Source organism: Vreelandella hamiltonii (genome assembly GCF_014651775.1).
In the GTDB taxonomy this organism is placed as follows: domain Bacteria; phylum Pseudomonadota; class Gammaproteobacteria; order Pseudomonadales; family Halomonadaceae; genus Vreelandella; species Vreelandella hamiltonii.
Window position 1 is genome coordinate 111,238 of sequence record NZ_BMXN01000008.1, and the last position, 22,655, is coordinate 133,892.

The 22,655-nt window shown below is 60.0% G+C and carries 21 protein-coding genes; 12 read left to right on the top strand and 9 right to left on the bottom strand.

The annotated features are described in order from the left end of the window. Nucleotides 1-2: 2 nt before the first annotated feature. Nucleotides 3-902 carry an amino acid ABC transporter substrate-binding protein gene (locus IE091_RS09325; RefSeq protein ID WP_229800799.1) on the bottom strand — a complete coding sequence of 300 codons (900 nt, stop codon included), beginning with the start codon at nucleotides 900-902 and terminating at the stop codon, nucleotides 3-5. Further along, a complete protein-coding gene (locus IE091_RS09330) occupies nucleotides 892-2,334 on the bottom strand; it encodes a GGDEF domain-containing protein (protein WP_189463501.1) in 1,443 nt (480 codons plus the stop codon). The genes IE091_RS09325 and IE091_RS09330 overlap by 11 nt, the downstream gene beginning before the upstream one ends. Nucleotides 2,335-2,648: 314 nt before the next feature. Here IE091_RS09330 and codA point away from each other — a divergent pair, with 314 nt between their 5' ends. Further along, nucleotides 2,649-3,902, top strand: coding sequence for a cytosine deaminase (gene codA, locus IE091_RS09335; RefSeq protein WP_189463502.1), 1,254 nt, complete (start codon nucleotides 2,649-2,651; stop codon nucleotides 3,900-3,902). A gap of 44 nt (nucleotides 3,903-3,946) precedes the next feature. Here codA and IE091_RS09340 read toward each other — a convergent pair whose 3' ends face one another. Beyond that, nucleotides 3,947-4,396, bottom strand: coding sequence for a GNAT family N-acetyltransferase (locus tag IE091_RS09340; protein WP_081138729.1), 450 nt, complete (start codon nucleotides 4,394-4,396; stop codon nucleotides 3,947-3,949). Nucleotides 4,397-4,542: 146 nt separating this feature from the next. On the opposite strand from IE091_RS09340, the gene pdxR reads away from it, so the two are divergent. From pdxR to IE091_RS09355, 3 genes are all read left to right on the top strand, one after another. Then, complete coding sequence (pdxR, locus tag IE091_RS09345) at nucleotides 4,543-6,015, top strand: MocR-like pyridoxine biosynthesis transcription factor PdxR (protein ID WP_189463517.1); 1,473 nt, start codon at nucleotides 4,543-4,545, stop codon at nucleotides 6,013-6,015. 97 nt (nucleotides 6,016-6,112) lie between these two features. Then, nucleotides 6,113-6,829 (top strand): phosphatidylcholine synthase, encoded by a 717-nt coding sequence (gene pcsA, locus IE091_RS09350; RefSeq protein WP_422822524.1) that lies wholly within the window; start codon nucleotides 6,113-6,115, stop codon nucleotides 6,827-6,829. A 27-nt stretch (nucleotides 6,830-6,856) separates the two neighbouring features. Further along, the gene (locus tag IE091_RS09355; protein ID WP_039175122.1) at nucleotides 6,857-7,459 is read left to right on the top strand and encodes a DNA-3-methyladenine glycosylase I; all 603 of its coding nucleotides are present in this window, start codon (nucleotides 6,857-6,859) and stop codon (nucleotides 7,457-7,459) included. 20 nt (nucleotides 7,460-7,479) lie between these two features. On the opposite strand, the gene IE091_RS09360 is transcribed toward IE091_RS09355, so the two are convergent. Then, nucleotides 7,480-8,433 (bottom strand): zinc-dependent alcohol dehydrogenase family protein, encoded by a 954-nt coding sequence (locus IE091_RS09360; RefSeq protein ID WP_189463503.1) that lies wholly within the window; start codon nucleotides 8,431-8,433, stop codon nucleotides 7,480-7,482. A gap of 48 nt (nucleotides 8,434-8,481) precedes the next feature. Beyond that, nucleotides 8,482-9,918 (bottom strand): aminotransferase-like domain-containing protein, encoded by a 1,437-nt coding sequence (locus IE091_RS09365; RefSeq protein ID WP_189463504.1) that lies wholly within the window; start codon nucleotides 9,916-9,918, stop codon nucleotides 8,482-8,484. A 175-nt stretch (nucleotides 9,919-10,093) separates the two neighbouring features. On the opposite strand from IE091_RS09365, the gene IE091_RS09370 reads away from it, so the two are divergent. The 3 genes from IE091_RS09370 (at nucleotide 10,094) to IE091_RS09380 (ending at nucleotide 12,592) form a co-directional block, all read left to right on the top strand. Beyond that, entirely contained in the window at nucleotides 10,094-10,306 is a 213-nt protein-coding gene (locus tag IE091_RS09370) for a DUF1127 domain-containing protein (protein WP_081194578.1), read from the top strand. Beyond that, the gene (locus tag IE091_RS09375) at nucleotides 10,293-11,168 is read left to right on the top strand and encodes a PhzF family phenazine biosynthesis protein (RefSeq protein ID WP_189463505.1); all 876 of its coding nucleotides are present in this window, start codon (nucleotides 10,293-10,295) and stop codon (nucleotides 11,166-11,168) included. Before IE091_RS09370 ends, IE091_RS09375 begins: the two co-directional genes overlap by 14 nt. 134 nt (nucleotides 11,169-11,302) lie before the next feature. Then, nucleotides 11,303-12,592, top strand: a complete 1,290-nt coding sequence (locus IE091_RS09380) for a M20 family metallo-hydrolase (RefSeq protein ID WP_189463506.1) — start codon at nucleotides 11,303-11,305, stop codon at nucleotides 12,590-12,592. A 119-nt stretch (nucleotides 12,593-12,711) separates the two neighbouring features. Here the strand turns inward: IE091_RS09380 and IE091_RS09385 are convergent, their stop codons facing one another. The 4 genes from IE091_RS09385 to aptA form a co-directional block, all read right to left on the bottom strand. After that, nucleotides 12,712-13,377, bottom strand: coding sequence for a histidine phosphatase family protein (locus IE091_RS09385; protein WP_189463507.1), 666 nt, complete (start codon nucleotides 13,375-13,377; stop codon nucleotides 12,712-12,714). Between the two features lie 62 nt (nucleotides 13,378-13,439). Further along, on the bottom strand, nucleotides 13,440-14,060 hold the full coding sequence (locus IE091_RS09390; protein WP_016915179.1) for a TetR/AcrR family transcriptional regulator: 621 nt from the start codon (nucleotides 14,058-14,060) through the stop codon (nucleotides 13,440-13,442). A gap of 111 nt (nucleotides 14,061-14,171) precedes the next feature. Next, nucleotides 14,172-15,668, bottom strand: coding sequence for a CoA-acylating methylmalonate-semialdehyde dehydrogenase (locus IE091_RS09395; RefSeq protein WP_189463508.1), 1,497 nt, complete (start codon nucleotides 15,666-15,668; stop codon nucleotides 14,172-14,174). A gap of 30 nt (nucleotides 15,669-15,698) precedes the next feature. Further along, a complete protein-coding gene (gene aptA, locus IE091_RS09400) occupies nucleotides 15,699-17,072 on the bottom strand; it encodes an omega-aminotransferase AptA (RefSeq protein WP_189463509.1) in 1,374 nt (457 codons plus the stop codon). Between the two features lie 323 nt (nucleotides 17,073-17,395). Between aptA and IE091_RS09405 the strand changes: the two genes are divergently transcribed. Genes IE091_RS09405 through IE091_RS09425 form a run of 5 tightly spaced genes read left to right on the top strand, consistent with a single transcriptional unit; the run spans nucleotide 17,396 to nucleotide 22,586 of the window. After that, on the top strand, nucleotides 17,396-17,638 hold the full coding sequence (locus IE091_RS09405) for a hypothetical protein (RefSeq protein WP_189463510.1): 243 nt from the start codon (nucleotides 17,396-17,398) through the stop codon (nucleotides 17,636-17,638). Nucleotides 17,639-17,653: 15 nt separating this feature from the next. Then, a complete protein-coding gene (locus IE091_RS09410; protein ID WP_189463511.1) occupies nucleotides 17,654-19,177 on the top strand; it encodes a sodium:solute symporter family protein in 1,524 nt (507 codons plus the stop codon). A gap of 11 nt (nucleotides 19,178-19,188) precedes the next feature. Next, nucleotides 19,189-20,016, top strand: coding sequence for a FadR/GntR family transcriptional regulator (locus IE091_RS09415; RefSeq protein ID WP_189463512.1), 828 nt, complete (start codon nucleotides 19,189-19,191; stop codon nucleotides 20,014-20,016). 19 nt (nucleotides 20,017-20,035) lie between these two features. Continuing rightward, the gene (locus IE091_RS09420) at nucleotides 20,036-21,307 is read left to right on the top strand and encodes a Zn-dependent hydrolase (RefSeq protein WP_189463513.1); all 1,272 of its coding nucleotides are present in this window, start codon (nucleotides 20,036-20,038) and stop codon (nucleotides 21,305-21,307) included. A gap of 1 nt (nucleotide 21,308) precedes the next feature. Continuing rightward, nucleotides 21,309-22,586 (top strand): amidase, encoded by a 1,278-nt coding sequence (locus tag IE091_RS09425; protein ID WP_229800800.1) that lies wholly within the window; start codon nucleotides 21,309-21,311, stop codon nucleotides 22,584-22,586. Nucleotides 22,587-22,655: the final 69 nt, after the last annotated feature.

Genomic DNA, 22,655 nt, shown 5'->3' on the forward strand with positions numbered 1-22,655 from the left:
CCTTACTCAGCGAATGCTTCCGGGTGTGCCAGAACGGCCTCCAGCTGAGGGCTCATGGGTAGCCCCACCACCTGCTGGTCGGGCGGAATGGGAGACAAGAACCACTTCTCATAAAGCGCCAGCATGTCGCCACTCTGATAGAGCGCGCGTAACGCTTCATTGACCCAGGCTAAAAATTCGGGGTCGTCACGGCGCAACATCAGGCCATACGGTTCGGGGTCACTCAGCGCTTCCGACGAGATATGAAAGCGCTCGGGAGAGGCATCGGACGCCACCAGGCCCGCCAGCAAGATATCGTCCATCACGAACGCAGACGCCTGCTCGGCAGCTACCATGGTGAACGCTTCGTCGTGGGAGCGACTCAGCATGACCGAGATATTGAGGCCTTGCTCCCGGTTCATGGCATTGAGCTGCTCGATATTGAGCGTCCCTGTGGTCGATACGACGCTGCGCCCTGTCAGGTCTTCGATGCGATCCAGCGCATTCTTCGCCAGCGACACATAGCGGGTAGTACTGAAGTAATGGGGGTAGGAAAATGCTGCCTGCCGACGCCGCTCTGCGGTATTGGTCGTCACACCACACTCAAGGTCGATATCGCCCTTGCTCAGCAGGATGAAGCGGTTGGCGGGCGTCACCGGCACGAAGGTGACTGCCAGCGCAGGCCCACCCAGCCGAGCGCTGATGCTGTCGACCACTGCTTGGCAAATATCGATGGAGTAGCCGATGGGCCGCCCTTCCACCACGTAGGAGAACGGCTCCTCGTGTTCTCGGTGCCCAATCAGAATGGTGTGATCCTGCTGAATACGCGCAAGCGTCGGGCCTGTCTGGGCACTGGCCGTGCCCATGGCCAGCAGCAGCAAGCCCATCAACGCGATATACCGCCCGATCACGCTACACGTCATGGCTGGCTCCCATGGTCATGCCGCTACTGAACACCTGATAACGCCCTCGCCCCATGGCCTTGGCGGCGTAAAGCGCCACATCGGCACTGCGCAACAGCGTATGGCTGCTTTCGCCATCCCGTGGGGCCAGGGCAATCCCGATGCTGACACCGATCTGGACGCGCTCTCCCTGCAGGTCAAAGGGTTCGCGCAGCGCAGCGACCAGCCGCCCTGCCCGCACACTGGCTTCGTCCAGCGCATGGTGGTGAACAGGCTGGAGAATCGCGAACTCATCGCCTCCCAGGCGCGCCACCAGCTCACGCTCGGCCAACAGCCGCTGTACCCGTCGGCTGGCCTGGACCAGCAGTTCATCCCCGGCGGCATGCCCTAACGTATCGTTGACGGCCTTGAAGCGATCCAGGTCAAAAATCATCACATTGAAGCGCTCGCCTCCCGACAGCTGCGCGACGGCGACCTTCAAGGCCTCGTTGAACTGAACACGGTTAGGCAGCTTGGTCAGCGCATCGTGGTGCGCCAGGTGCTGGAACTTGAGCGCCTCCTCCTTGACCTCCAGCAGCAGCTCGCGCTCGACGACTTTTTTGCGTAACGCTTCAATGGCCTGGGCCATACAGCCAATCTCATCCTGGCGCTGTGTGTAGGGCGTTGTCTGCTCGGTTCGATTATGAGAAATATGCGTCAACGCCTTGATCAGACGCGGCACGGGCTTGAACAGCTGATGCATCAGCAGGCTCAACAGCAAGGCCGTGGCCAACAGCACGATGCCCAGTGAGGCGACGACTTTCAGCAGAAGCTCGCGGTGCACCTGGTACAGCGTCGCCTTGGTGCCAATGGTGGCAACCGACACCCCCCATAACTCCCCCTGAGGAGACACGATGGGCAATGCGCTGATGAAGTGCTCCTGTTCGCCAAGCCGGGCAAAGCCCACGTACAGCTCACTGCCAGAAGCAGCCAGCGACAGCTCTGGGACGTGGGGGAGTTCGAGCGTGGTCTCTTCACCGTGGTGGGCATCGGCGACCATGGCGAAGCCGCCATCTGGCAAACGTGAAAACAGCCAGACGTTGTGGCGCGTTTGCGCACTCGCCAGCGCCAACACATCCACGGGGCTGAACCCCGTGCTGAGCACCGAGTCTTCATCACCAATGGGCTGTTCGGACACCAGGTGCGTCACTTGGCCTGAGAGGTCCGTGCGTACCGCGACATTCGTGTAGATACGCCGAATCGTGGCGCTCACGATCTGGGCATTCACCAGCGCTTCCCGGGCCCACTGTTCGCGTGCACTGCGCTCCACGATGGCAAAGCCCAGCAAGGCCCCCATGGAGTAGGCAAAGACTACCCCCAGCACCATGAATACCGCCACTTTACCGACCAGCGTCCGGTACCAGGGCAACCGGACGGCTGGCGACGGTGGCTCTTCCGAGCTTGATGGTTTCATATTGGCCGACTCCCCCTCAGCCACGTCTTGCCACATCGCCCATTGCTGATCATCGATCCTGTCAATGGCACGTTAGCGCCACGCCATGCAGAGCGCTCGTTACCTTGTGGTGCGCGTGCGCGCTCGTTATTCCTGTCTTCTTTTCGCAAACTACCATTAAAGACGCGCACGAGTAGCTAAAAATTTAAACGTTTCTTGTTACCTGACCACGCCTGATTGGCATGCAGCTTGCTGCATCTTCACATATGCGCCCACCACGCTACGCTGGGTGATAGCTTCCCATCGACGGCCAAACAATAAGTGAGCACCTGTTTATGAACATGCAGATCATCAATGCCCGCCTTCGCCAACGCCCTGGGCTTTATCGGCTGGACATCGAGAACGGCGTCTTCACCGCAATCACCGCTCAGGATGCGCCGCAAACGGCAGGCGAAGGCCAGAGGGATGCGGGCGGCAAACTGCTGTGTGCGCCGTTTATCGAGCCGCATATCCACCTGGATGCGGCCCTGACCGCTGGCGAGCCTCACTGGAACCAGAGCGGCACGCTGTTCGAGGGCATCGAACGCTGGGGGGAGCGTAAACCGTTGCTCGACGAGGCGGACATTCGGGAGCGCGTGCTAAAGACCCTCAACCTGTTGATCGGCAACGGCGTGCAGTTCGTGCGCACCCATGCCGACACCAGCGACCCCAGCCTGGTAGGCCTGAAAACCCTTTGCACACTGCGAGACGAGCTGAAGGACAAAATCGACATTCAGGTGGTGGCCTTTCCACAGGATGGCCTGCTCTCTTACCCTGGCGGCGACAAGCTCATGGAAGAGGCGCTGGAGTTTGGCGCCGATGTGGTAGGCGGCATTCCTCACTTCGAGTACACACGAGAGTTGGGCGTGACGTCCATGAAGCGCGTCATCGAACTGGCCATCAAGTACGACCGCCTGGTGGATGTACACTGCGACGAAATCGATGATCCCAACTCGCGGTTTCTCGAAGTGCTCGCCTGTGAGGCACTGTTTCATGAGCTGGGCAGCCGCGTGACCGCCAGCCACACCACCGCCATGCACTCCTACGACAACGCCTACTGTTCGAAGCTGTTTCTGCTGCTCAAGCGTTCGGGCATCAACTTCATTTCCTGCCCCACCGAGAGCATCCACCTGCAAGGGCGCTTCGACACCTATCCCAAACGGCGCGGCGTGACACGCGTCAAGGAACTCAACGAAGCCGGTATCAACGTCTGTTTTGCCGAAGACTCCATCTTCGACCCCTGGTACTCGCTGGGCAACGGCAAACTGCTGCGAACGCTGGATTTTGGCCTGCATATCTGCCAGATGATGGGCTATCAGGACTTCAGCCAGGCGCTGTCGCTGATCACCGACAACAGCGCCCGCACGCTCAACATCGAGGCACGTTATGGTATCGAGGTGGGCAAACCCGCCAGCTTCAACCTGCTGGATGGAGAAGACGACTACAGCGTGCTACGCAACCAGGGTGACGTACTGCTCTCCGTCCGCCACGGTGACATCATCATGCAGCGGGAGCCCGCACGCATCGTGACGCCACCGTGGCTTGGTTAGGGCTTGCGGCAAAAACCATCCACTAAGTGGGAGTGTAAAAACGTTTACTTTATGTCGAGCAAATAGCCATAAAACGCCGTATTGCGCTGCCAGCCCAGTGACTCGTAAAGCGCTTGGGCGCGCTGATTCTCTACCTGTGTCATGAGGATCAAGCGTGCGACTCCATGCTCCTGGGCCAGCCTGGCGGCGGCTTCCATCAACGCTCTGCCGGTGCCTTGCGTGCGCGACGCTGGCTGCACGAAGAGGTCATTGAGCGTCCACCGAGCATTCAGCCCCACGGTGGAAACACCCGGATAGAGCTGCACGAACCCTGTCAGTGAGCCATCGCTCGCCTCACTGACGAGAATGTAGGAGTCGCCCAGCCCCATCCGCAATTCGAGAAACCTCCGTGCAGCCGGCAAGTCGCTGGGCTGTTGGTAAAATTGGCGATAGCCATCGAGCAGCTCACTCAAGGGAGCCAGGTCATCAAACACCGCTGGACGAATCTGGGTCATGTCATTGCCTCGATAGTCATGGAGTAATGCCCCAGTCTGCCGCTATAGTGGTTCCTTAAAAAGAGCCACTTTGCACCCTTTAAGGAGAACCAGTGAAACAGAGCGCCAGCGACAGTGACTGGATCATCGACGCATTGGCCTTGCGCATGCATCAACACGCAACGCGATCACTCAGTCAGCGGCTATACCATCCGCTCAAGGAGTGGGTACGCCAGGGTAAACTCACGGCGGGCCAGCGGCTGCCTTCGTCACGTCGCATGTCGGATGCGCTGGGCGTCAGCCGCAATACCGTCCTCGCGGCAACGGACAGGCTGCTGGCCGAGGGGCTGCTGGTGGCACGCCAAGGGGCGGGGCTTTACGTAGCGCAGTTGCCTCGCGTGCTGGATACCGAGACCGCACCGCCTCCAAAGGCCGTTCACTACTCTTCCCGCGGGCGCACCCTATTGGCGCTGAGCAAGACGCTCAGCAACGGCTACCGGGCGTTCTCACCCGGCGTACCCGCCCTGGACCTGTTTCCTGAAGCGCAGTGGCAACGGCTTGTGCGCCAGCATCAGCGCAACGCCGATGTAGCGTGGATGGATTATCAGACCGGCGGCGGGCTGGCAGCATTGAAAGTGGCGATCAGCGACTACCTGAGGCTCTCTCGAGCGGTACGCTGCCAGCCTGAACAGGTCATCATCACTCAGGGGGCACAGCAAGCCTTCGAGCTGATCACCCAGCTACTGACCGACCCTGACGACGCGGTCTGGATGGAAGAGCCTGGCTACGGCGGTGCCAAAGCCTGCTTTCTGGCAGCTGGGCTCGATGTCACGCCCGTTCCCGTTGATGCCGATGGGCTCGACCCGGCTCTGGGCGAAAAGAGTGCTCCCGCCCCTCGACTGATCTATACCACCCCCTCCCATCAATACCCCACCGGCGTGACCATGCCCGTCACTCGTCGGTTGGCACTGCTGGACGTCGCCGAACGCTGCGGCGGATGGATCATCGAAGACGATTACGACAGTGAGTTTCGCTATGACACCCCACCGCTCCCATCACTCCAGGGGCTGACCGAGCAGGCGCCGGTCATTTATGTGGGCACGTTCAGCAAAGTACTGTATCCCGGTTTGCGTCTGGGCTATCTGGTCGCCCCGCCTGAACTCGCTCCCGATGTGTGCCGGGCCCAGGCCCGTTTACATCGAGAGGGTCACTACCCACTCCAGTCGGCACTGGCCGCCTTCATGGCCAGTGGCCACTTCACCCGCCACATCACCCGCATGCGGACGGCCTACCGTCACCGCCAAAGCTGTTTACGCGCCGCCCTGGCCCCCGCCGTTGCGGCAGGTTTACGGTTATCGGAGGGGCATGCTGGCATGCACTTGCTGGCCGAGCTGAGCAGTATCGAGGAGGAAACGGCTCTGGTCAGTCATGCTGCCCAGGCGGGCATTACACTGTCGCCACTGTCACATTACTACCTTTCCGCCAACAAGCGATTCGGTTTGGTGCTTGGCTATGCCAGTGCCAACGAACAGACCCTGGCCTGGGCAGGACAGTGGCTGAGCAACGCGTATCTGGCCCATCAAACCCGCACTCCCGACACGCCACTTTCCCGCGATGGTCACAAGACCAACGTATTCTAGGGGGGCACTCTTGTAGTAGTGTAGCGTTCTTTATACGCTCATTTATAAACCTGATAGAAAGGGAACGGCCGTTCCCCATGGGGTCAAGGTGGCTCAATTGCTCTCTTCACACACAGAATCGCGCGCCTCGGTCTACAAGGCCTGGAGCGTGCATGTCTTCACTGCCAGCGGTGTCTTGCTGGGCACCATGGCGCTGTTGGCGCTGATCGATAACAACCCCGTGGCCTGCCTGCTGTGGCTAGGCGCCGCCATGATGGTAGACGGCCTGGACGGCACCCTGGCGCGCAAGTATGAAGTGAAGACCATTCTGCCCCACTTCGATGGCTCCACGCTGGATATGGTGATCGACTATCTCACCTGGGCATTCATCCCGGCGCTGTTCATCTACTTTTTCGTCGAGCTGCCCACCCACTTCGAACTGCTCTCGGTCTTCATCATCCTGCTCTCCTCCATGTTCTGCTTTTGCAACGTGAACATGAAAAGCCAGGACAACTACTTTGTCGGTTTTCCTGCTGCCTGGAACATCATCGCCGCCTACTTCTACATTCTTGATTTTCCGCCGTTTGTCACCTTCGCGATCATTCTGCTCATGGCGGCCCTCACCGTCACCCGCATGAAGTTTCTGCACCCTTTCCGGGTACGGCAATTCATGCCGCTGAACATCACGGTCACGCTGGTGTGGTGTGTCTGCACGACTTCACTGATTCTCTCGAACCCCGCCCATGCCGCCTGGGCCTTATGGGGCTGGGTGCTGACATCGGTCTACTTCACCGGCATGTGCCTGTGGCGCACCGCTCGGGAATGGTTTGCCTGATCCACTGACCACCACGGTACACGACTGATGACGAACGGCTTTATCGCCCCGGATGGGCAACCCCGCTGCCAGTGGTGCGCAGGAGCGCCGGAATTCCTGCCGTACCACGACCAGGAGTGGGGGTTTCCGGTCGATAACGACCAGCGCCTGTTCGAAAAACTTTGCCTGGAAAGCTTTCAGTCGGGGCTCAGCTGGCGCACGATCCTCAATAAGCGCGACAACTTTCGCGCCGCTTTTCACCACTTCGATTTTCATCAGGTAGCCCACTTTGGCGAACAGGACGTGGAGCGCTTACTGCAAGACGCGGGCATCATTCGTCATCGTGGAAAAATCGAAGCCACCATCAATAACGCCCAGCGCGCCCAGGAGATGGTCGAGCAGGAAGGGTCGCTGGCGGCGTTCTTCTGGCGCTATGAGCCCAGCGACACCGTGGCCCCCCAATCGCAGACCACCTCGCCAGAATCCATCGCCATGGCGAAGGAGCTGAAAAAACGCGGCTGGAAATTCTTCGGCCCCACCACGGCGTTCGCCTTTATGCAGGCCATGGGGCTGCTCAACGACCACTCGCTCCACTGCATCACACGCGAACAGGTGGAACAGGCGCGCAGGCAGTTTCAGCGCCCGGGCTGACTTGCTACGGTCATCATCGCCTACGCCAGGCGAGTAAAGTCCAATAGGCTTTTCTGGCTCTGTGGCTGCAGCACCGCCTCGACCGCTCGCTGCCAATCCTGCCATGCAAACACGCGATAATTCGGCATCTCTAGCTGGCTCAGCAGCTTCCAGATGGCCAGGAACTGATGCTGCCAGGTGTCTGCAGGCATCCTGGCCAAGCTATCGCGCAGATGAAACCTTCTGTAATGAGCGCGAGGTTTGCCATCCAATTGAACAGCCTGCCCCGTCAATAACCCATAGGCGATAAACATCGCACCAGGCGCCATTGACTGCAGAATGTTCGAGGCCACTGGACCGCCCAAGGCGTCAAAGACCACATCGGACACGCGCGCCACATGGGTGATCTGCGACGTATCCTGAAGGGATAGGGGCCGAATACCCAGCTGTTCGAGGCGGGCGGCTCGGCTCTCGGAGCGGTATACCCCAATGACTTCACGAGCCCCATGCTGGTAGGCCCACGTTCCCAGGTATTCCGCGCAATTCGAACCCGCGCCAGTGAGCAGCACACGCTTGCCCCTGACAGGCCACATTTCCAGCATCGTCAAGGCTGCCAGGGGATTGATGTAGGCCCGTGCTGCCACGGCATCAGGAATGTCATCCGGGACAGGCACGGCAAGCGCAGGGTCACAATCCACAAGCGTCTGCCAAGTGCCTTCACCGCGTAGTGGAAGCACACGTTTTCCGATCAGCGAAGCATACGCTTGTGGTGCCTCCATCACGCGCCCTACACCTTCGTAGCCCGCAACGGCGGGCAGTGCTATGCGATGCGAGTACGCTCCGTGGATAGGAATCAGGTCAGAGGGATTCACGGAAGCACACAGCATACTGACCCTGAGCTTATTCGCGCTTAGTTCAGGCACCTCAGCCGTTTCCATGTTCAATGTTTCAAGCGGATTACCGAAGGTCCGGTAGGTGAGAGCATGGCGATGCATGGCCAGCTACCTCGACGAGCATATAAATGAAAACAAGCGGATATAAAACTATACCGTCTCATGCGCCTGCACTTCTTCCACCATCTCTGTCGCCATATTCCCGACGGTGCGCACCGCTTCTTCGATGGCGGGAGTGAGCGTAAACGCATAGTTCAGCCGCAGGCACTGGCGGAACTTGCCGGAGGCGGAGAACAGCGAGCCCGGCGCCACGTGGATGGCATGCTGCGCCAGACGCTGATTGAGCTTCACGCAATCCACCGCGGCGGGTAACTCTACCCAGAGCAGGAAGCTGCCCTGGGGGTAGCTGATGCCCGAACCAGGCGGGAAGTAGCGCTGCACCCAACCGATCATGACGTCTCGCTGGCGCTGGTATTGCCGGGTCACGTGGCGCAGGTGCCGCTCGTAATGCCCTTTGGCAACGAACTCCGCCACGGCCAGTTGGGGCAGCGTGGCTGAAGCACCGGTGGAGACGTATTTCATGTGCAGCGCCTGATCGCGATAACGCCCCGGCGCCAGCCAGCCCACCCGTAGCCCCGGCCCCACCGTTTTGGAAAAGCCGCTGCACAACATCACGCGGCCATCGTCATCGAAGGATTTCACGGTGCGCGGTCTTGGCAGGCTAAAGGACAAGTCACCGTAAATATCGTCTTCGATAATCGCCACATCGAAACGCTGGGCAAGCTGAAACAGCGCCCGCTTGCGAGCCTCCGGCATGGTGTACCCCAACGGGTTATTGTAGGTGGGCGTGACCTGTATGGCGCGGATCGGCCACTGCTCCAGCGCCAGTTCCAGCGCCTCAAGGCTGATGCCCGTTTGCGGATCAGTGGGGATTTCCAACGCTTTCAGGCCATTGGCTTTCAAAATCTGCATGGTGCCGTAAAAACTGGGCGAGTCGACGGCCACGACATCGCCGGGCTGCGTCAGCGTGCGCAAGGCAATGGCCAACGCTTCCTGACAGCCCGTGGTGATCAGCAGATCATCTGGATGCAGCAGGCAGCCAGACGCGACCGCGAGCCTGGCGACCTGCTGACGCAGCTCGGGGCTTCCGCTCAGCTTGTCATAGTTGAAACCATGCAGATCATTGCGACGGTGAAGACCCGCCAATATTCTGGAGAGCGGGCGCAGCGTCTCGTACTCCAGGTTAGGCACTCCCCGCCCCAACAACAGCCGCTGATCATCGCGCTGGGTAGCCACGAGCTCCAGCACCTGACCCCATTGAGAGATGTCCAGCGGCCGCTGGGCAGGCCGCGACATGGACGGCAGCACCGAGGGTGCTCGGCTCGGCAGCACGAAGTAACCCGACTTGGGCCGCGACTCGATCAACGCCACATCCATCAGTTGCCGGTAGGCTTCCTGGGCCGTCGAGATACTCACGTCCAGCTCCTGGCACACCGCTCGAATGGAGGGCAGGCGGTCGCCCACACGGTAGATACCGTGCTCGATACGCTCGCGCAGGATAGCGGCGATTTCTTCATAGCGCGTCATGACAATTCCCTTCTTATAGCCCACCCCACCATACAGATAACGTACCCAACTGCCATACAGAGGTATAACACGCCCATCTGTATCTTAAAAATAAAAAAACCTATGTCTGTATCAAAGAAACGGCGCCGAATATTCTAGTCCTGCAGCCCACCGCCATGCCCCTGGAGGATTCGCCATGCCACGCTTCAGTCTTGCCCAGCTCCGCTGTCAGCTACGTCTCCAACTGCATCAGTACCGCCACTACCGCCGTAGCCGCCGCCAGCTACTGACCCTGGATGACCGGCTACTCGAGGATATTGGCATCACCCGCGCCCAGGCAGCCCAAGAAGGCCATAAAGCGTTCTGGAAACATACGCCCCTTGAGGAGACTCCCCATGAAAAGTGCTGACTACTACCTGCTGGACGTCTTTACCGAGCAGCCATTTACCGGCAACCCGCTCGCGGTTTTTCTGGCGTCCGATGAATTGGACACCTCCACCATGCAGGCCTTGGCCAATGAACTGAATCTGGCAGAAACGGTTTTTTTGAGTGCCGCCACGCAACCGAACCACTATCCGATGCGGATTTTCACGCCGACGAGAGAACTCCCGTTTGCAGGCCACCCAACAGTGGGTACCGCACACTTGCTGGCAGCATTGGAACTCGCCACCCCCGCGCGCCCCCTGGTGCTTCACCCACCCATTGGTGCGCTGACGGTTCGCTACGAAAACGGCCAGGCCATGTTCACGACGTCGCAACCAGCCCTACTGGCCGCCAGCCCGATCGACCGGCTGACGGCCGTTGAGCTGCTGGGGCTCGATATCCATCAGGTGATAGGCGACCCCGTCATGGCCTCCCTGGGGCTGCCCTTTCATTTGATCGAGCTGGCCGATGTGAAGGCGCTGGAGAGCGTCCGCATTTCATCGGCACTTTGGGCCAGTGCGGTGATGACCAGCGAGGCCCCCCAGGTTTATCTTTACGTCATCGAACGACACGAGGCGAGCCGCACGGTGGTTCGTAGCCGCATGTTCTGCATGCATGCCAGCCTTTGCGAAGACCCCGCAACCGGCAGTGCCGCCGCCGCCCTGACCCACTATCTGGCATCGCTCACCAGCGACGCACTGCATTGCACGATTCATCAGGGCATTGAAATGGGCCGTCCCAGCATCATCGAAACGGCTGCGAATGGCCATCTCGAAGCTGGGCATGTGCAAGTGGGAGGGCACGCCGTTCTGGTGGGCAAGGGAACCATGAGGCTCAATGCCCATTAGGGGGCGGTTTATCAGCCATCGTGGCAGCATGAGCCAGCAGTTCATCTCCTGTCATTCCCATCAACGGTGCAGACTGTGTGCCTGTCGAGGTACATTTCGAAGTCTACAAATAACAAATCCGTCAGGAGAGCCCCATGCAAAGCCATACCCCGTATCCAGCTGACCGCGCATTGGCCGACATCAAGGCGATAGCAGGCGCAGTCGACCCAGAGCGTTTAGCCAATGACTTGGCAACGGTGGCCAAATTTGGTGCTCGTTCAGATGGTGGTGTGGCGCGCCTTGCGCTCGACGATAACGATACCAGGGCCAGGCTGTGGCTCATTGAGCAGGCCAGTGCACTGGGGGCAACGGCAAGCGTGGACGCCATCGGCAACGTGTTTCTCGACGTACCCGGTAGCGACCCTACGCTCGATCCCGTCGTCACGGGAAGTCACTTGGACAGCCAGCCGACCGGCGGCAAGTACGATGGGGCGCTGGGCGTGCTGGCCGGGCTGGAGGCGCTTCGCGCGCTAAAACGAGCGGGGTTTGCTCCACGCCGCCCGCTATCACTGGTGAGCTGGACCAATGAAGAAGGCGCGCGCTTCTCACCAGGCACCTCCGGTTCCGCAGTCTTTTGTGGTGTACGTAGCCTGGAGGAAACGCGCTCAGTCAAAGACAGCGAAGGCGTAAGTCTTGGGCATGCTTTAGATACTTGCCTGGCAGAACTGGACGCCGCCGGTGTACCGCGCCGCCCTTTGGCAACGCCCATGCACTCCTTTCTGGAATTGCATATTGAGCAAGGCCCCATTCTGGAGCGCAGCGGTGCTGCAGTGGGCGTTGTCGAAGGTATTCAAGGCGTCAGTTGGTTTGAAGTCACGGTCATTGGAAACGCTAACCACGCAGGCACCACCCCGCGTGCCATGCGCCGCGATGCGCTAGAGGGCGCCTGCGCACTGGCCACGGCATTACGAGAAAGCGCGAAAGACAGCGAAGACCGAGTACGCTTTACCATTGGCAAGTTCACCGTTGGCCCTGGTTCGGTGAATACCATTCCCGACCAAGTGACCTTCAGTATCGACTTACGCCACCCAGAAGCGGCCACGCTAAAAGCGCTGGAAGCCGAATTCAATCAGCTCGCTCAGCAAACCTGGGCGGGGTGCCAAGCCACCCTGACACCGCTATCGCGCGTCGAGCCCGTCGCCTTTCCCACGACACTCACCACCTTGCTTGATAACACAGCAAACGCACTGGGCATGGCTGCGCCACGTTTGGTATCAGGAGCCTTTCACGACGCCATTCATCTCGCCAGGCACTGCCCGACGGCCATGTTGTTTGTACCCTGCCGCGATGGCCTGAGCCATCACCCCGATGAGCACACCGACCTCAGCGACGCTGTCGCAGGCACTCAGTTACTGGCCGCCAGCCTGGCGAGCTTGAGCCAGTGAGTGCCAGCCATCATGTATGAGCTGCTGTGCTTGATGGCTGAGCAGGTGGCAACTGGTGAAGGGCACACACGATGACGCTTTAGCCATCGGCAACTTGGCGAAGCGTCATTACGCGGGTGCTACAAACATGGTGGATTACCGCCATTAATCGCCGGCACAATCTCAAGAACGCCTAATAAGTCGCTGCCTTCCGCCCCGCGCGGCGCCAACACCATCACGCCCGCTTCCGGCAGGCTGGTGCCGGAGAGGACATTTCCGAAAATCATTTGAGCCGGAGTACGGTGGCCCACGAGTACACGATTTTTTCCCGGCGCCATTGGCTCACTAAACAGACGCCGATGTTCAGACAGAACCCAGTCAAGACGACCGCGGGAATAATCATCCGCGAGCAGGCTATCGGTCACGCTCACTCTCTCGACACCGAACGCCAGTTCAGCGGTATCACGCGCACGGTACACCGGGCCAGACAGAATAGGTTCCTCGACCGGAATGCCCAGCTCCTCGATCCGTTTACCTAGCTCAACCGCCTGTTCGCGGCCCATTGATGAGATATTGCGCTGCCCCTCTCGCCCGGCGCTATCGTTATAGGTATCGCACTGCTGCCCAGAGGTATCGGCATGGCGGATATACATCACCAGCCCGCCTTCACGAAGGCGTTCCAACAGTGCTGTGCCCTCGTCGGATTCAATGCTGAATGCCCGAACGGCTGGCTGAGCATAAGCACCTTGAGCACCGACACTGCTCACAGCCAGTATCGCGAGAAGCCCAAGCAGAATTCTTGTCATCGGAACATGCCCCCTTGTTTTGGGATCACGGTACGTCACACCCGAACATCGTGACGCACTCCTCAAGCCGTCAGCCCAATTCCTCTCAAAATCACCGAGGTCACCGACTGCACGGCTTTTTCGAACTGCAGGTCGTCCAGCGGTTTATCGTCGTTGAGCAGGTAGATCTGGTAGTCGAAGTCGGCGTAGTGCTGGGTGGAGGCCCAGATCATGTAGAGCAGGTACGAAGGCTCGACGGGGTTGATTTGGCCGGAGTCGATCCACTCGCGGATTTTCGACTCTTTCAGCTTGGCCCATTCATAGAGGTTATCACGCAGCCGCTCCTTGAGAATCGGGGCGCCCTGCATCACTTCGGCCGCCCAGATCTTGGAGCCGTGGGCGCGGTAGCGGGAGTGGTTCATCTTGGCGCGAATGTAGGTGGAGAGAACCACCCGTGGGTCGTCGTACAGCTCGAAGCAGAGCGCGTCCTGCTTCCACACCTCCAGCAGCGCCAGCAGCACCTCCTGGTAGAGCGCCTTCTTGGTCGAGAAATAGTAGTGCACGTTGGACTTTGGCAGGTCGGCCAACTGGGCAATGTCGCCCATGGAGGCACCGGCGTAGCCTTTTTCGGCAAACAGCTGCTCCGCCGCTTGAAGGATTTTCTTGACGTTGGTTTGCCGTATTTCGTCCTGTGTTCTCGCCACGCTGGTATCCCTTTGCAACCATCCGCTCACAATACGCACCAAAAACTGCACCACCGCCCCACAAGGAGGCAGGCGGTGGTGCAGAGAAGATGGCGTAGTTAGCGCATCGCGTCAACGCTGGTTGGTGGGAAACGAGAACTCCGCCCGGGAGGCTTCGCTGACGGAGGGCCAGCGTTGGGAAACCGCTTTACGGCGCGTGTAGAAGCGCACCGAGTCTGGTCCGTAGGCGTGGAGGTCGCCAAACAGCGAGCGCTTCCAGCCGCCAAAGCTGTGGTAGGCCACCGGCACGGGCAGCGGCACGTTGACCCCCACCATGCCCACTTCGATACCGTCGGTGAAGCGGCGGGCGGCTTCGCCATCGCGAGTGAACAGGCAGGTGCCGTTGCCGTATTCGTGGTCGTTGATCAGCTGCATGGCGTCGTCCAGGCTGCCGACCCGCACCACGCAGAGTACCGGCCCGAAGATCTCTTCCTGGTAAATGCGCATCTCCGCAGTGACGTGATCGAACAGACAGCCACCGACGAAATAGCCCTCTTCATGGCCTGCCACGCTCAGGCCGCGCCCATCCGCCACGAGCGAAGCGCCAGCGTTAACGCCGTCTTCGATAAACCCAAGCACTTTATCGCGATGTTCGGCGGTGACCAGCGGGCCCATGTCCAGGCCTTGATCGGTACCGGGGCCCACCTTCAACTGGGCGATCTTGGGCAGCATGGTGTCGACCAGACGGTCGGCGGTTTCATCACCCACGCACACCGCCACCGAAATCGCCATGCAGCGCTCGCCGCAGCTGCCGTAGGCGGCGCCCATCAGCGTGTTGGCGGCGTTTTCCAGGTCGGCGTCCGGCAGAATCACCGCGTGGTTTTTCGCGCCACCAAGCGCCTGAACGCGCTTGCCTGCCGCCGAGCCACGGGAGTAGATCGCCTCTGCCACGGGGGTAGATCCCACGAACGAAATGGCTTTTACGGCCTTGGCATCCAACAGGGTTTCTACCGCTTCGCGACCGCCATGCACCACGTTCATCACACCTTTTGGCAGCCCGGCCTCTTGCAACAGCTCGGCCACGGCCATGGCGGCCGACGGGTCTTTTTCGGAGGGCTTGAGGATAAAGGTATTACCGCAGGCAATCGCCATGGGGTACATCCACAGCGGCACCATGGCGGGGAAGTTGAATGGCGTAATGCCCGCCACCACGCCCAGCGGCTGGAAGTTAGACCAGGCATCGATTCCCGGCCCCACGTTGTGGGAGTACTCGCCTTTCAGCAGCTCCGGCACGCCACAGGCGTATTCGACGTTTTCAATGCCACGCTTCAACTCGCCCATGGCATCTTCCACCGTCTTGCCATGCTCTTCGCTGACCAGCTGCACCAGGCGGTCGGCGTGCTCTTCCAGCAGCTGCTTGAAGCGGTACATGACCTGGGCACGCTTGGCGGGCGGCGTATCACGCCAGGCAGGAAACGCCGCCTGCGCTGCAGCAATGGCTCGCTCCACATCCGCTGCGCTGGCATCCGCCACTTGGCGAACCACCTTGCCCGTGGAGGGGTTGGTCACGTCCAGCGTACGCTGGCTTTCCACCAGCTCACCATTAATCAGGTGGGAAACAACACTCATCATGAAACTCCGAAACAGGGTGGGCCAGGGTTATGCCAGGGAATCCAGGGTACTGGCGACGGCATCGAACAAACGCTCAAGCTCGGCTTCCGTGGTGCCAAAGGGAGGGCCGAACTGCAGGGTGTCGCCGCCGTAGCGCACGTAAAAGCCGGCTTCCCACAACGCCATATGGGCATCACGGGGGCGAATCGTCGGGTCGCCGTTACGCGGCGCAAGCTGCAGGGCACCGGCCAGGCCGTAGTTGCGAATATCGACGATATGTTGACGGCCTTTCAGGGCGTGCAGTTTCTGCTCGAACACCGGGGCAATCGCACTGACCTGAGCGGGGAAGTCCTCACGCTCGAACAGCTCCAGCGCCGCCAGGCCAGCAGCACAGGCCACGGGGTGAGCGCTGTAGGTGTAACCATGGGGAAACTCGATGGCATGCTGCGGGCCACCGGCGTGCATGAAGGTGTCGAAAATCTCCCGGGAGGCGATCACGGCCCCCATGGGCACCGCTCCATTGGTGATCTGCTTGGCCACGTTCATGATGTCCGGCGTGACGCCAAACGCTTCGGCACCAGTGGTGGCGCCGCTGCGGCCAAAGGCGGTAATGACTTCATCGAAAATCAGCAGAATATCGTGGGCGGTGCAGATTTCCCGCAGCCGATTCAAGTAGCCCTTGGGCGGCACGATCACCCCCGCCGAACCCGACATGGGCTCCACGATCACGGCGGCAATGGTCGACGCATCGTGCAAGGCAATTTGATCCAGCAGCGCATCGGCCAGCTCAGCACCGGTTTCAGCCTGGCCACGGGTGTAGGCATGGCCCGCTTGCAGCGTATGGGGCAGGTGCGTCACGTCCATCAACTGGCCGTAGTGCTTGCGGTTACCGCCAATGCCCCCCAGGCTGGTGCCGCCGATATTGACCCCGTGGTAGCCCTTGGCGCGGCCAATCATGCGGGTTTTTTCCGGCTTGCCCTTCAACCGCCAATACGCCTTGGCCATCTTGACCGAGGTATCGGCGGCTTCTGAGCCGGAGTTGGTGAAAAACACGTGATCCAGCCCGGCAGGCGTTAAGCTGGCGACCTTCTCTGCCAGCTTGAACGCCAACGGGTGGGCCATCTGAAAGCCGGGGGCAAAATCCAGCGTGCCCAACTGCGCCGCTACCGCTTTTTGAATCTCTTCACGGTTATGGCCCGCCCCGCAGGTCCACAGGCCAGAGAGCGAATCGAACAGCTTGCGCCCCTGGTCATCAATGTAATAACGCCCTTCGGCGCCCGCAATCATGCGCGGGTTGGCACGAAAGTCTCGGTTGGCACTAAAGGGCATCCAATAGTGCTGATTCAGCGGCGCGGACGCCCCCCCATCACGGGATGCGTGCTCGGCGGTCTGCGTGGCGGATGGTCGTTGTACGTCCAACATGGTGTTCGTCTCCTCATATCCGGCTGCCTGGCAATATGGCATGCAGCCAGCATGCGCCACTCGACACGTATGTAAAATTACGCTTTTCTTTTGTTCACGTTAGGGAATAGATACGTAATAGCGCGCCATGAGGACTTGCCAGCGCTTGACGAAGCAGCAAAATCGGCCTAACCATTATATTTATACGAATAAATACAATAAAAAATTGGAACACGCCCAAACGTTAATCTGCGCCTGAAACTCGGCCTACAAAGACGGCTGCTAGCGCGTCAACGTTTGAAACAAAGCTCATGAATTCAATATAAACAAAGGGCTAAATCGCTATGAAACACGTAACTCCGCTCAAGCTATCGCTTTATGGCGGTATGATTTTCAGCTTCTTCATGCTGGAAAGCCCCGTCATCATGCTGGCTAATCGCATAGAGCCCATGGTGCTGGGACTCCCCTTTCTACTGGTCTGGAACCTTTTCTGGTGGTTTGCGTTGACGTCGCTATTTCTGGTGGCTTACTTCACCAACTGGGGTAGCCCTGCACCGTCGTCTGTTCACGCCACTCAGCAGCGGTAAGAAAAGGGGGTCACCATGACCGGCAGCTTAATCATCATTGCAGCCTTTATGATCATCCCACTCATGGTGGGCGTGTTATCGGCTCGACAGTCGCAAGAAACCAGCGAGGACTTCTTTGTCCAGGGTCGCGCCATGGGCAGCATCGCGGTATTTTTTACCGTGGCCGCCACCTGGTGGAGCGCGTTCGCATTCCTTGGCTCCAATGCCACGTTTTATACCAACGGGCCCGTCTTTCTTACTGCGTTAGCCTGGAACCTGCTGTTTGGCTTCATGTACTACTGGATTGGCAAACGAGTTTGGTTTTTAGGCAAACGATTCAACTATTTAACGCCTTCAGACTTGATCGGTGATTTTTATAACAGCGAAGCGCTGCGTATTACCGTGGCGGCGATTACGCTGATTTTCACCGTGCCTTATTTGCAGATCCAGCTAACCGGCGGCGCCTATTTAATCGAAGTCGCCTCCGGCGGGCTGATTCCTTTCTGGCTAGCGGCCCTGCTTTTCTACTTCATCATCATTATCTACGTGTGGATTGGCGGCATTCGTGCCATTGCCTGGACCGACGTGATCTATGGCGCGCTGCTGTTCTTCGGCATGCTCTATGCAGGCTATTACATCTCGACTCAGGTGGGTGGCCCAACGGCGCTGTTCGGCCAGCTTCAACAAAGCTCCCCCGAGCATCTCACCATGCCAGGGCCGAACGGCACGATGGGCTACCCCATGTGGTTCTCGCTGTTTGCCATTACCGCTATCGGGGCCTTCATGGGCCCACAAATCTGGCTGCGCATGTACTCGGTCAAACACGGCAAGCTGTTCAACTTGATGCCGTTTTTGCTGGGTCTGGCGGCCTTTGCCTATGTCGGCTCGGTTCTCTCCGGCTATTCGGGCGTACTGCTCGAGCCCAACATCGCCAATCCTGACCAGATTCTGCCCATCATGCTCATGGAGTATGCGCCTTACCTGCTCGCGTCGCTGATCATGGCGGCGGGCGCTTCGGCAGCCATGTCCACGGCCAACTCGCAGATTCACGCGGTATCCACCGTGGTGACGATGGATATCTACAAACGCTACGTGAACCGCGATGCCACCCAGGCACGCATCGTCTACATCGGCCGTCTCTCGCTGGTGGGCTTCTCTTTGGCTGCTTACGTCATGGCGCTGACCGTGCCGGGCGTACTGGTCACCATTGGCATTGCAGCACTGGCGGGCACAGCCCAGTTGATCATTCCCACCCTCGGTGCCATCACCTGGAAAAAAGCCCATCCCACGGCCGCACTGGTGGGCTTGTGGGCGGGGGTGGCGTGTGTCCTGCTCATGACCTTTGGCCCGCTAAGCGCCCCCTTAGGCTACCACGCTGGGGTCTGGGGCTTGCTGCTGAATGCAGCGCTGTTCGTAGGGCTCAGCCACGTGCTGAACCGCCGCGATACCGCCGTCGTGGAACGCTTTACCCAAGCACGCCATGACTACGATGCCGAGTATCACCCAGAGCGCTTGCCCGCCTACCCCCAGGCAGTATCTACCAGCGCTCATCGCAAATAAGGAGTGGGTCGATGACTCAAGCCCCTGCTGCCGCGCCGCGCAGACCCAAGCTCGCCGAGCTGATCAGTGACGACATCAAGCGCTGGATAGCCGCAGAGTCGCTGGGGGAAGGCGACCGGCTACCCAACGAAAAAGCGCTGATGGAGCTTTACGGAAGCGCCAAGGGCACCGTGCGCGAAGCGCTCAAGATTCTCGAAGTCGAGGGGCTCATCACGTTGAAGACCGGGCCCAAAGGGGGCGCGGTCATCAATCAGCCGAGCATGGAGCCTGCCAGCCGCATGCTGCGTAACTTCCTGCACTTCCAGCAGCTGGATGGCAAGCAGGTGTACCAGCTACGCAAACTGCTGGAAGTCGAGCTGGCCGCTTCGGTCGTGGGACGGCTCACCGAACATGACTTCCAGCAGCTGGAAGCCAACATGGCGGCCTGCGCCTGCTGCGCCAGTGATGAAGACGACCACCGGCACCAGCGCTTTCTGGAGCTGGAGTTTCATCAACGGTTGGCCCATGCCTGCCCAAACCCCCTGCTCGCCTTCATGTGCCAGTTTCTGAACGACATGTTGCGCGATCTCGTGGTGATCAAAAAAGCCTACGTGCCCGAACGCAAGCAGTTCGATCACGCCAACCAGGATTACCACCGCCAACTGGTGGACGCCTACCGCGCGGAAGATACCCCGCGTGTGCGACGCATCATGGCCGAGCACATGGCCGATGCCGAGCACCACATGAGCGCACTGGAAACGGAAATGGCCGCCCAGATGCTGGTCAGCACCGCACTACCGGATAACTCGCACCATCGATCCAAGCTGCACGATCTGCCAACGGAATATACCGCCGTTTGATTCGGCGAGGAGACATGAGATGAACACCTACGTTACCCCCAGCCACCGCACCGACTTACGTACCGACGGCGACCGCCTTTGGGCCTCGCTCATGGAGATGGCCAAACTAGGGGCAACGCCCAAGGGCGGTGTGAACCGTCAGGCGTTGACCGACCTGGAGCGCCAGGGCCGCGACCTGTTCATTCAGTGGTGCCGTGCCGAGGGCTGCACGATCCGCATTGATAATATCGGCAATATCTTTGCCCGCCGGGAAGGCAGCGACCCAAGTGCCAAGACAGTCATGGCGGGCAGCCACCTGGATACCCAACCCACCGGAGGTAAATACGACGGCTGCTTCGGTGTCATGTCGGGACTTGAAGTCATTCGCACGCTCAACCAGCACAACATCACCACGCGCTCGCCCATCGAAGTGGTCGCCTGGACCAATGAAGAGGGCTGCCGCTTTCCTCCCTGCATGATGGGCTCTGGCGTCTTTACCGGCGAGCTGGCGTTCGATGCCATGATGGCGCGCACCGACGCCGAAGGCATCACGGTGAGCGACGCTCTGGATGCCATTCACTATCGTGGCCAGGATGAGGTGTCGCCGGACGAGATCAAGGCGTATTTCGAGCCTCATATCGAACAAGGCCCCATTCTCGAAGATACCGAGACCACCATTGGCGTGGTCATCGGCGGGCTTGGGCAGAAGTGGTTCGACTTGACCCTGACCGGGCTCGAAGCCCATGCAGGCCCCACGCCCATGAACCTGCGCCGGGATGCCATGATGGGCGCGGCAGAAGTCACCCAGGCACTCAACCGGATTGCCCATGAGCATCAACCCCACGGGCGCGGCACGGTGGGCTGCATGACGCTGCACCCGGGCTCGCGCAACGTGATTCCCGGCCAGGTCAAGATGACCCTGGACATGCGCCACTGGGAACCCGAGGCCCTCATTACCATGGGGCAAGCCGTGGCCAGCGCCGTGGAAGAGATTTGCCAACGTCACGGGCTGGAGTATGAACTGACCCCGACGGCCGATTTTGCCCCTGAGCATTTCGATCAGGCATGCGTGAATAGCGTGCGCCAGGCCGTTGAAAAGCTGCAGCTATCGCACATGGATATCATCAGCGGCGCCGGGCACGACGCGATGTTCATTGGCCGTGTTGCCCCCGCCGCGATGATCTTCATTCCCTGCAAGGATGGCATCAGCCACAACGAGATCGAAAGCGCCACGCCCGAACACGTTCACGCAGGCTGTAACGTGCTGCTGCACGCCATGCTGGAAGCGGCAGGTATCGAGGATGGCGAATAGCATGGCAGACACCTTAGCAACCCTGACGGCCGTGGACGCTCTGGCGCGCTTCAGAGAGGGATCGCTCTCGCCGGAGATGCTGGTGGAGGACTGCCTGGCCCGCATCGAACGAGATAACCCCAGGGTCAATGCCTTCACCTGTGTCAACGGAGAACAGGCCCGCCAATTAGCCGCCGAGTCCACTCGGCGCTGGCAGGCCGGGGCGCCCTGCGGGCCGCTGGACGGGATTCCCGTGACCATCAAGGATCTGACCTTGACCAAAGGGCTGCCGACTCGGCTGGGGTCGACGACCACGGCACCGGATGGCCCCTGGGAGATAGACGCGCCCATCAGCCGCCACCTGCGCAATGCCGGGGCCATCGTGATCGGCAAAACCACCTCGCCCGAGTTTGGCTGGAAAGGCGTCACCGACAACCCGCTGCACGGTATTACCCGCAACCCATGGAACACTGATCTCACACCTGGCGGGTCATCCGGAGGTGCGGGGGCGGCCGCGGCGCTGAACCTGGGCCTGCTTCATCAGGGCAGCGACGCAGGCGGCTCCATTCGTATTCCCTGCAGCTTTACCGGCACCTTTGGCATCAAGCCCACCTTTGGCTGGGTCCCCCAGTGGCCCGCCAGCACCATGAGCACCCTGTCGCATCTGGGCCCCATGACGCGCACAGCAAGGGATAGCGCCCTGATGCTGAGCGTGATGGCCCAGCCGGATGCTCGGGATGGCTACGCTGGCAACCCCAGCGGGCCCGACTGGCTTACGCCCCCTCCGGCCAGCCTGCAGGGTTGGCGCATCGCCTTTAGCGCCAATCTCGGCTACGTAGACGTCGCGCCGGATATCGCCCAGCGCGTTGAAGAAGCCGTCGGTTACCTGGAAGCATTGGGCGCCACCGTCGACCGCATCGACCCTGGCTTTAGCGATCCGCTCAGGACGTTCAACACACTATGGTTTGCAGGCGCCACCCAGGCCGTCGAAAAGCTCGATGCACGGCAGCAAGCCGCGCTCGATCCTGGCTTTCTGGAGATTGCACGACGCGGGCAGGACGTCTCACTTTCCGCCTACCTTGCCGCCCGCCGTGAGCGCAGCGAATTGACCGCCCGCATGGCGGCCTTTCATGAGCAGTACGATCTGCTGGTCACTCCCACCATGCCCATCGCGCCTTTCGCGGCAGGCCACAACGTGCCGCCGGGCGGGCGCTACCGCGACTGGATGGACTGGACGCCGTTTAGCTACCCGTTCAACCTGACCGAGTTAAGCTCAGTTCTTGTGTATGGAGGGCAGTAGAGAGGGTGGCGTATCCTGTTGATTGATCTCGCCAGATCACAACCAACATAGGACGGATACGCCATGAGC

Excerpts from the sequence above, each read along its gene's own strand:
- IE091_RS09325 (WP_229800799.1), bottom strand. The coding sequence starts at position 902 with ATGACGTGTAGCGTGATCGGGCGGTATATCGCGTTGATGGGCTTGCTG.
- IE091_RS09330 (WP_189463501.1), bottom strand. The coding sequence starts at position 2,334 with ATGAAACCATCAAGCTCGGAAGAGCCACCGTCGCCAGCCGTCCGGTTG.
- codA (WP_189463502.1), top strand. The coding sequence starts at position 2,649 with ATGAACATGCAGATCATCAATGCCCGCCTTCGCCAACGCCCTGGGCTT.
- IE091_RS09340 (WP_081138729.1), bottom strand. The coding sequence starts at position 4,396 with ATGACCCAGATTCGTCCAGCGGTGTTTGATGACCTGGCTCCCTTGAGT.
- pdxR (WP_189463517.1), top strand. The coding sequence starts at position 4,543 with ATGCATCAACACGCAACGCGATCACTCAGTCAGCGGCTATACCATCCG.
- IE091_RS09355 (WP_039175122.1), top strand. The coding sequence starts at position 6,857 with ATGACGAACGGCTTTATCGCCCCGGATGGGCAACCCCGCTGCCAGTGG.
- IE091_RS09360 (WP_189463503.1), bottom strand. The coding sequence starts at position 8,433 with ATGCATCGCCATGCTCTCACCTACCGGACCTTCGGTAATCCGCTTGAA.
- IE091_RS09365 (WP_189463504.1), bottom strand. The coding sequence starts at position 9,918 with ATGACGCGCTATGAAGAAATCGCCGCTATCCTGCGCGAGCGTATCGAG.
- IE091_RS09370 (WP_081194578.1), top strand. The coding sequence starts at position 10,094 with ATGCCACGCTTCAGTCTTGCCCAGCTCCGCTGTCAGCTACGTCTCCAA.
- IE091_RS09375 (WP_189463505.1), top strand. The coding sequence starts at position 10,293 with ATGAAAAGTGCTGACTACTACCTGCTGGACGTCTTTACCGAGCAGCCA.
- IE091_RS09380 (WP_189463506.1), top strand. The coding sequence starts at position 11,303 with ATGCAAAGCCATACCCCGTATCCAGCTGACCGCGCATTGGCCGACATC.
- IE091_RS09385 (WP_189463507.1), bottom strand. The coding sequence starts at position 13,377 with ATGACAAGAATTCTGCTTGGGCTTCTCGCGATACTGGCTGTGAGCAGT.
- IE091_RS09395 (WP_189463508.1), bottom strand. The coding sequence starts at position 15,668 with ATGAGTGTTGTTTCCCACCTGATTAATGGTGAGCTGGTGGAAAGCCAG.
- aptA (WP_189463509.1), bottom strand. The coding sequence starts at position 17,072 with ATGTTGGACGTACAACGACCATCCGCCACGCAGACCGCCGAGCACGCA.
- IE091_RS09405 (WP_189463510.1), top strand. The coding sequence starts at position 17,396 with ATGAAACACGTAACTCCGCTCAAGCTATCGCTTTATGGCGGTATGATT.
- IE091_RS09410 (WP_189463511.1), top strand. The coding sequence starts at position 17,654 with ATGACCGGCAGCTTAATCATCATTGCAGCCTTTATGATCATCCCACTC.
- IE091_RS09415 (WP_189463512.1), top strand. The coding sequence starts at position 19,189 with ATGACTCAAGCCCCTGCTGCCGCGCCGCGCAGACCCAAGCTCGCCGAG.
- IE091_RS09420 (WP_189463513.1), top strand. The coding sequence starts at position 20,036 with ATGAACACCTACGTTACCCCCAGCCACCGCACCGACTTACGTACCGAC.
- IE091_RS09425 (WP_229800800.1), top strand. The coding sequence starts at position 21,309 with ATGGCAGACACCTTAGCAACCCTGACGGCCGTGGACGCTCTGGCGCGC.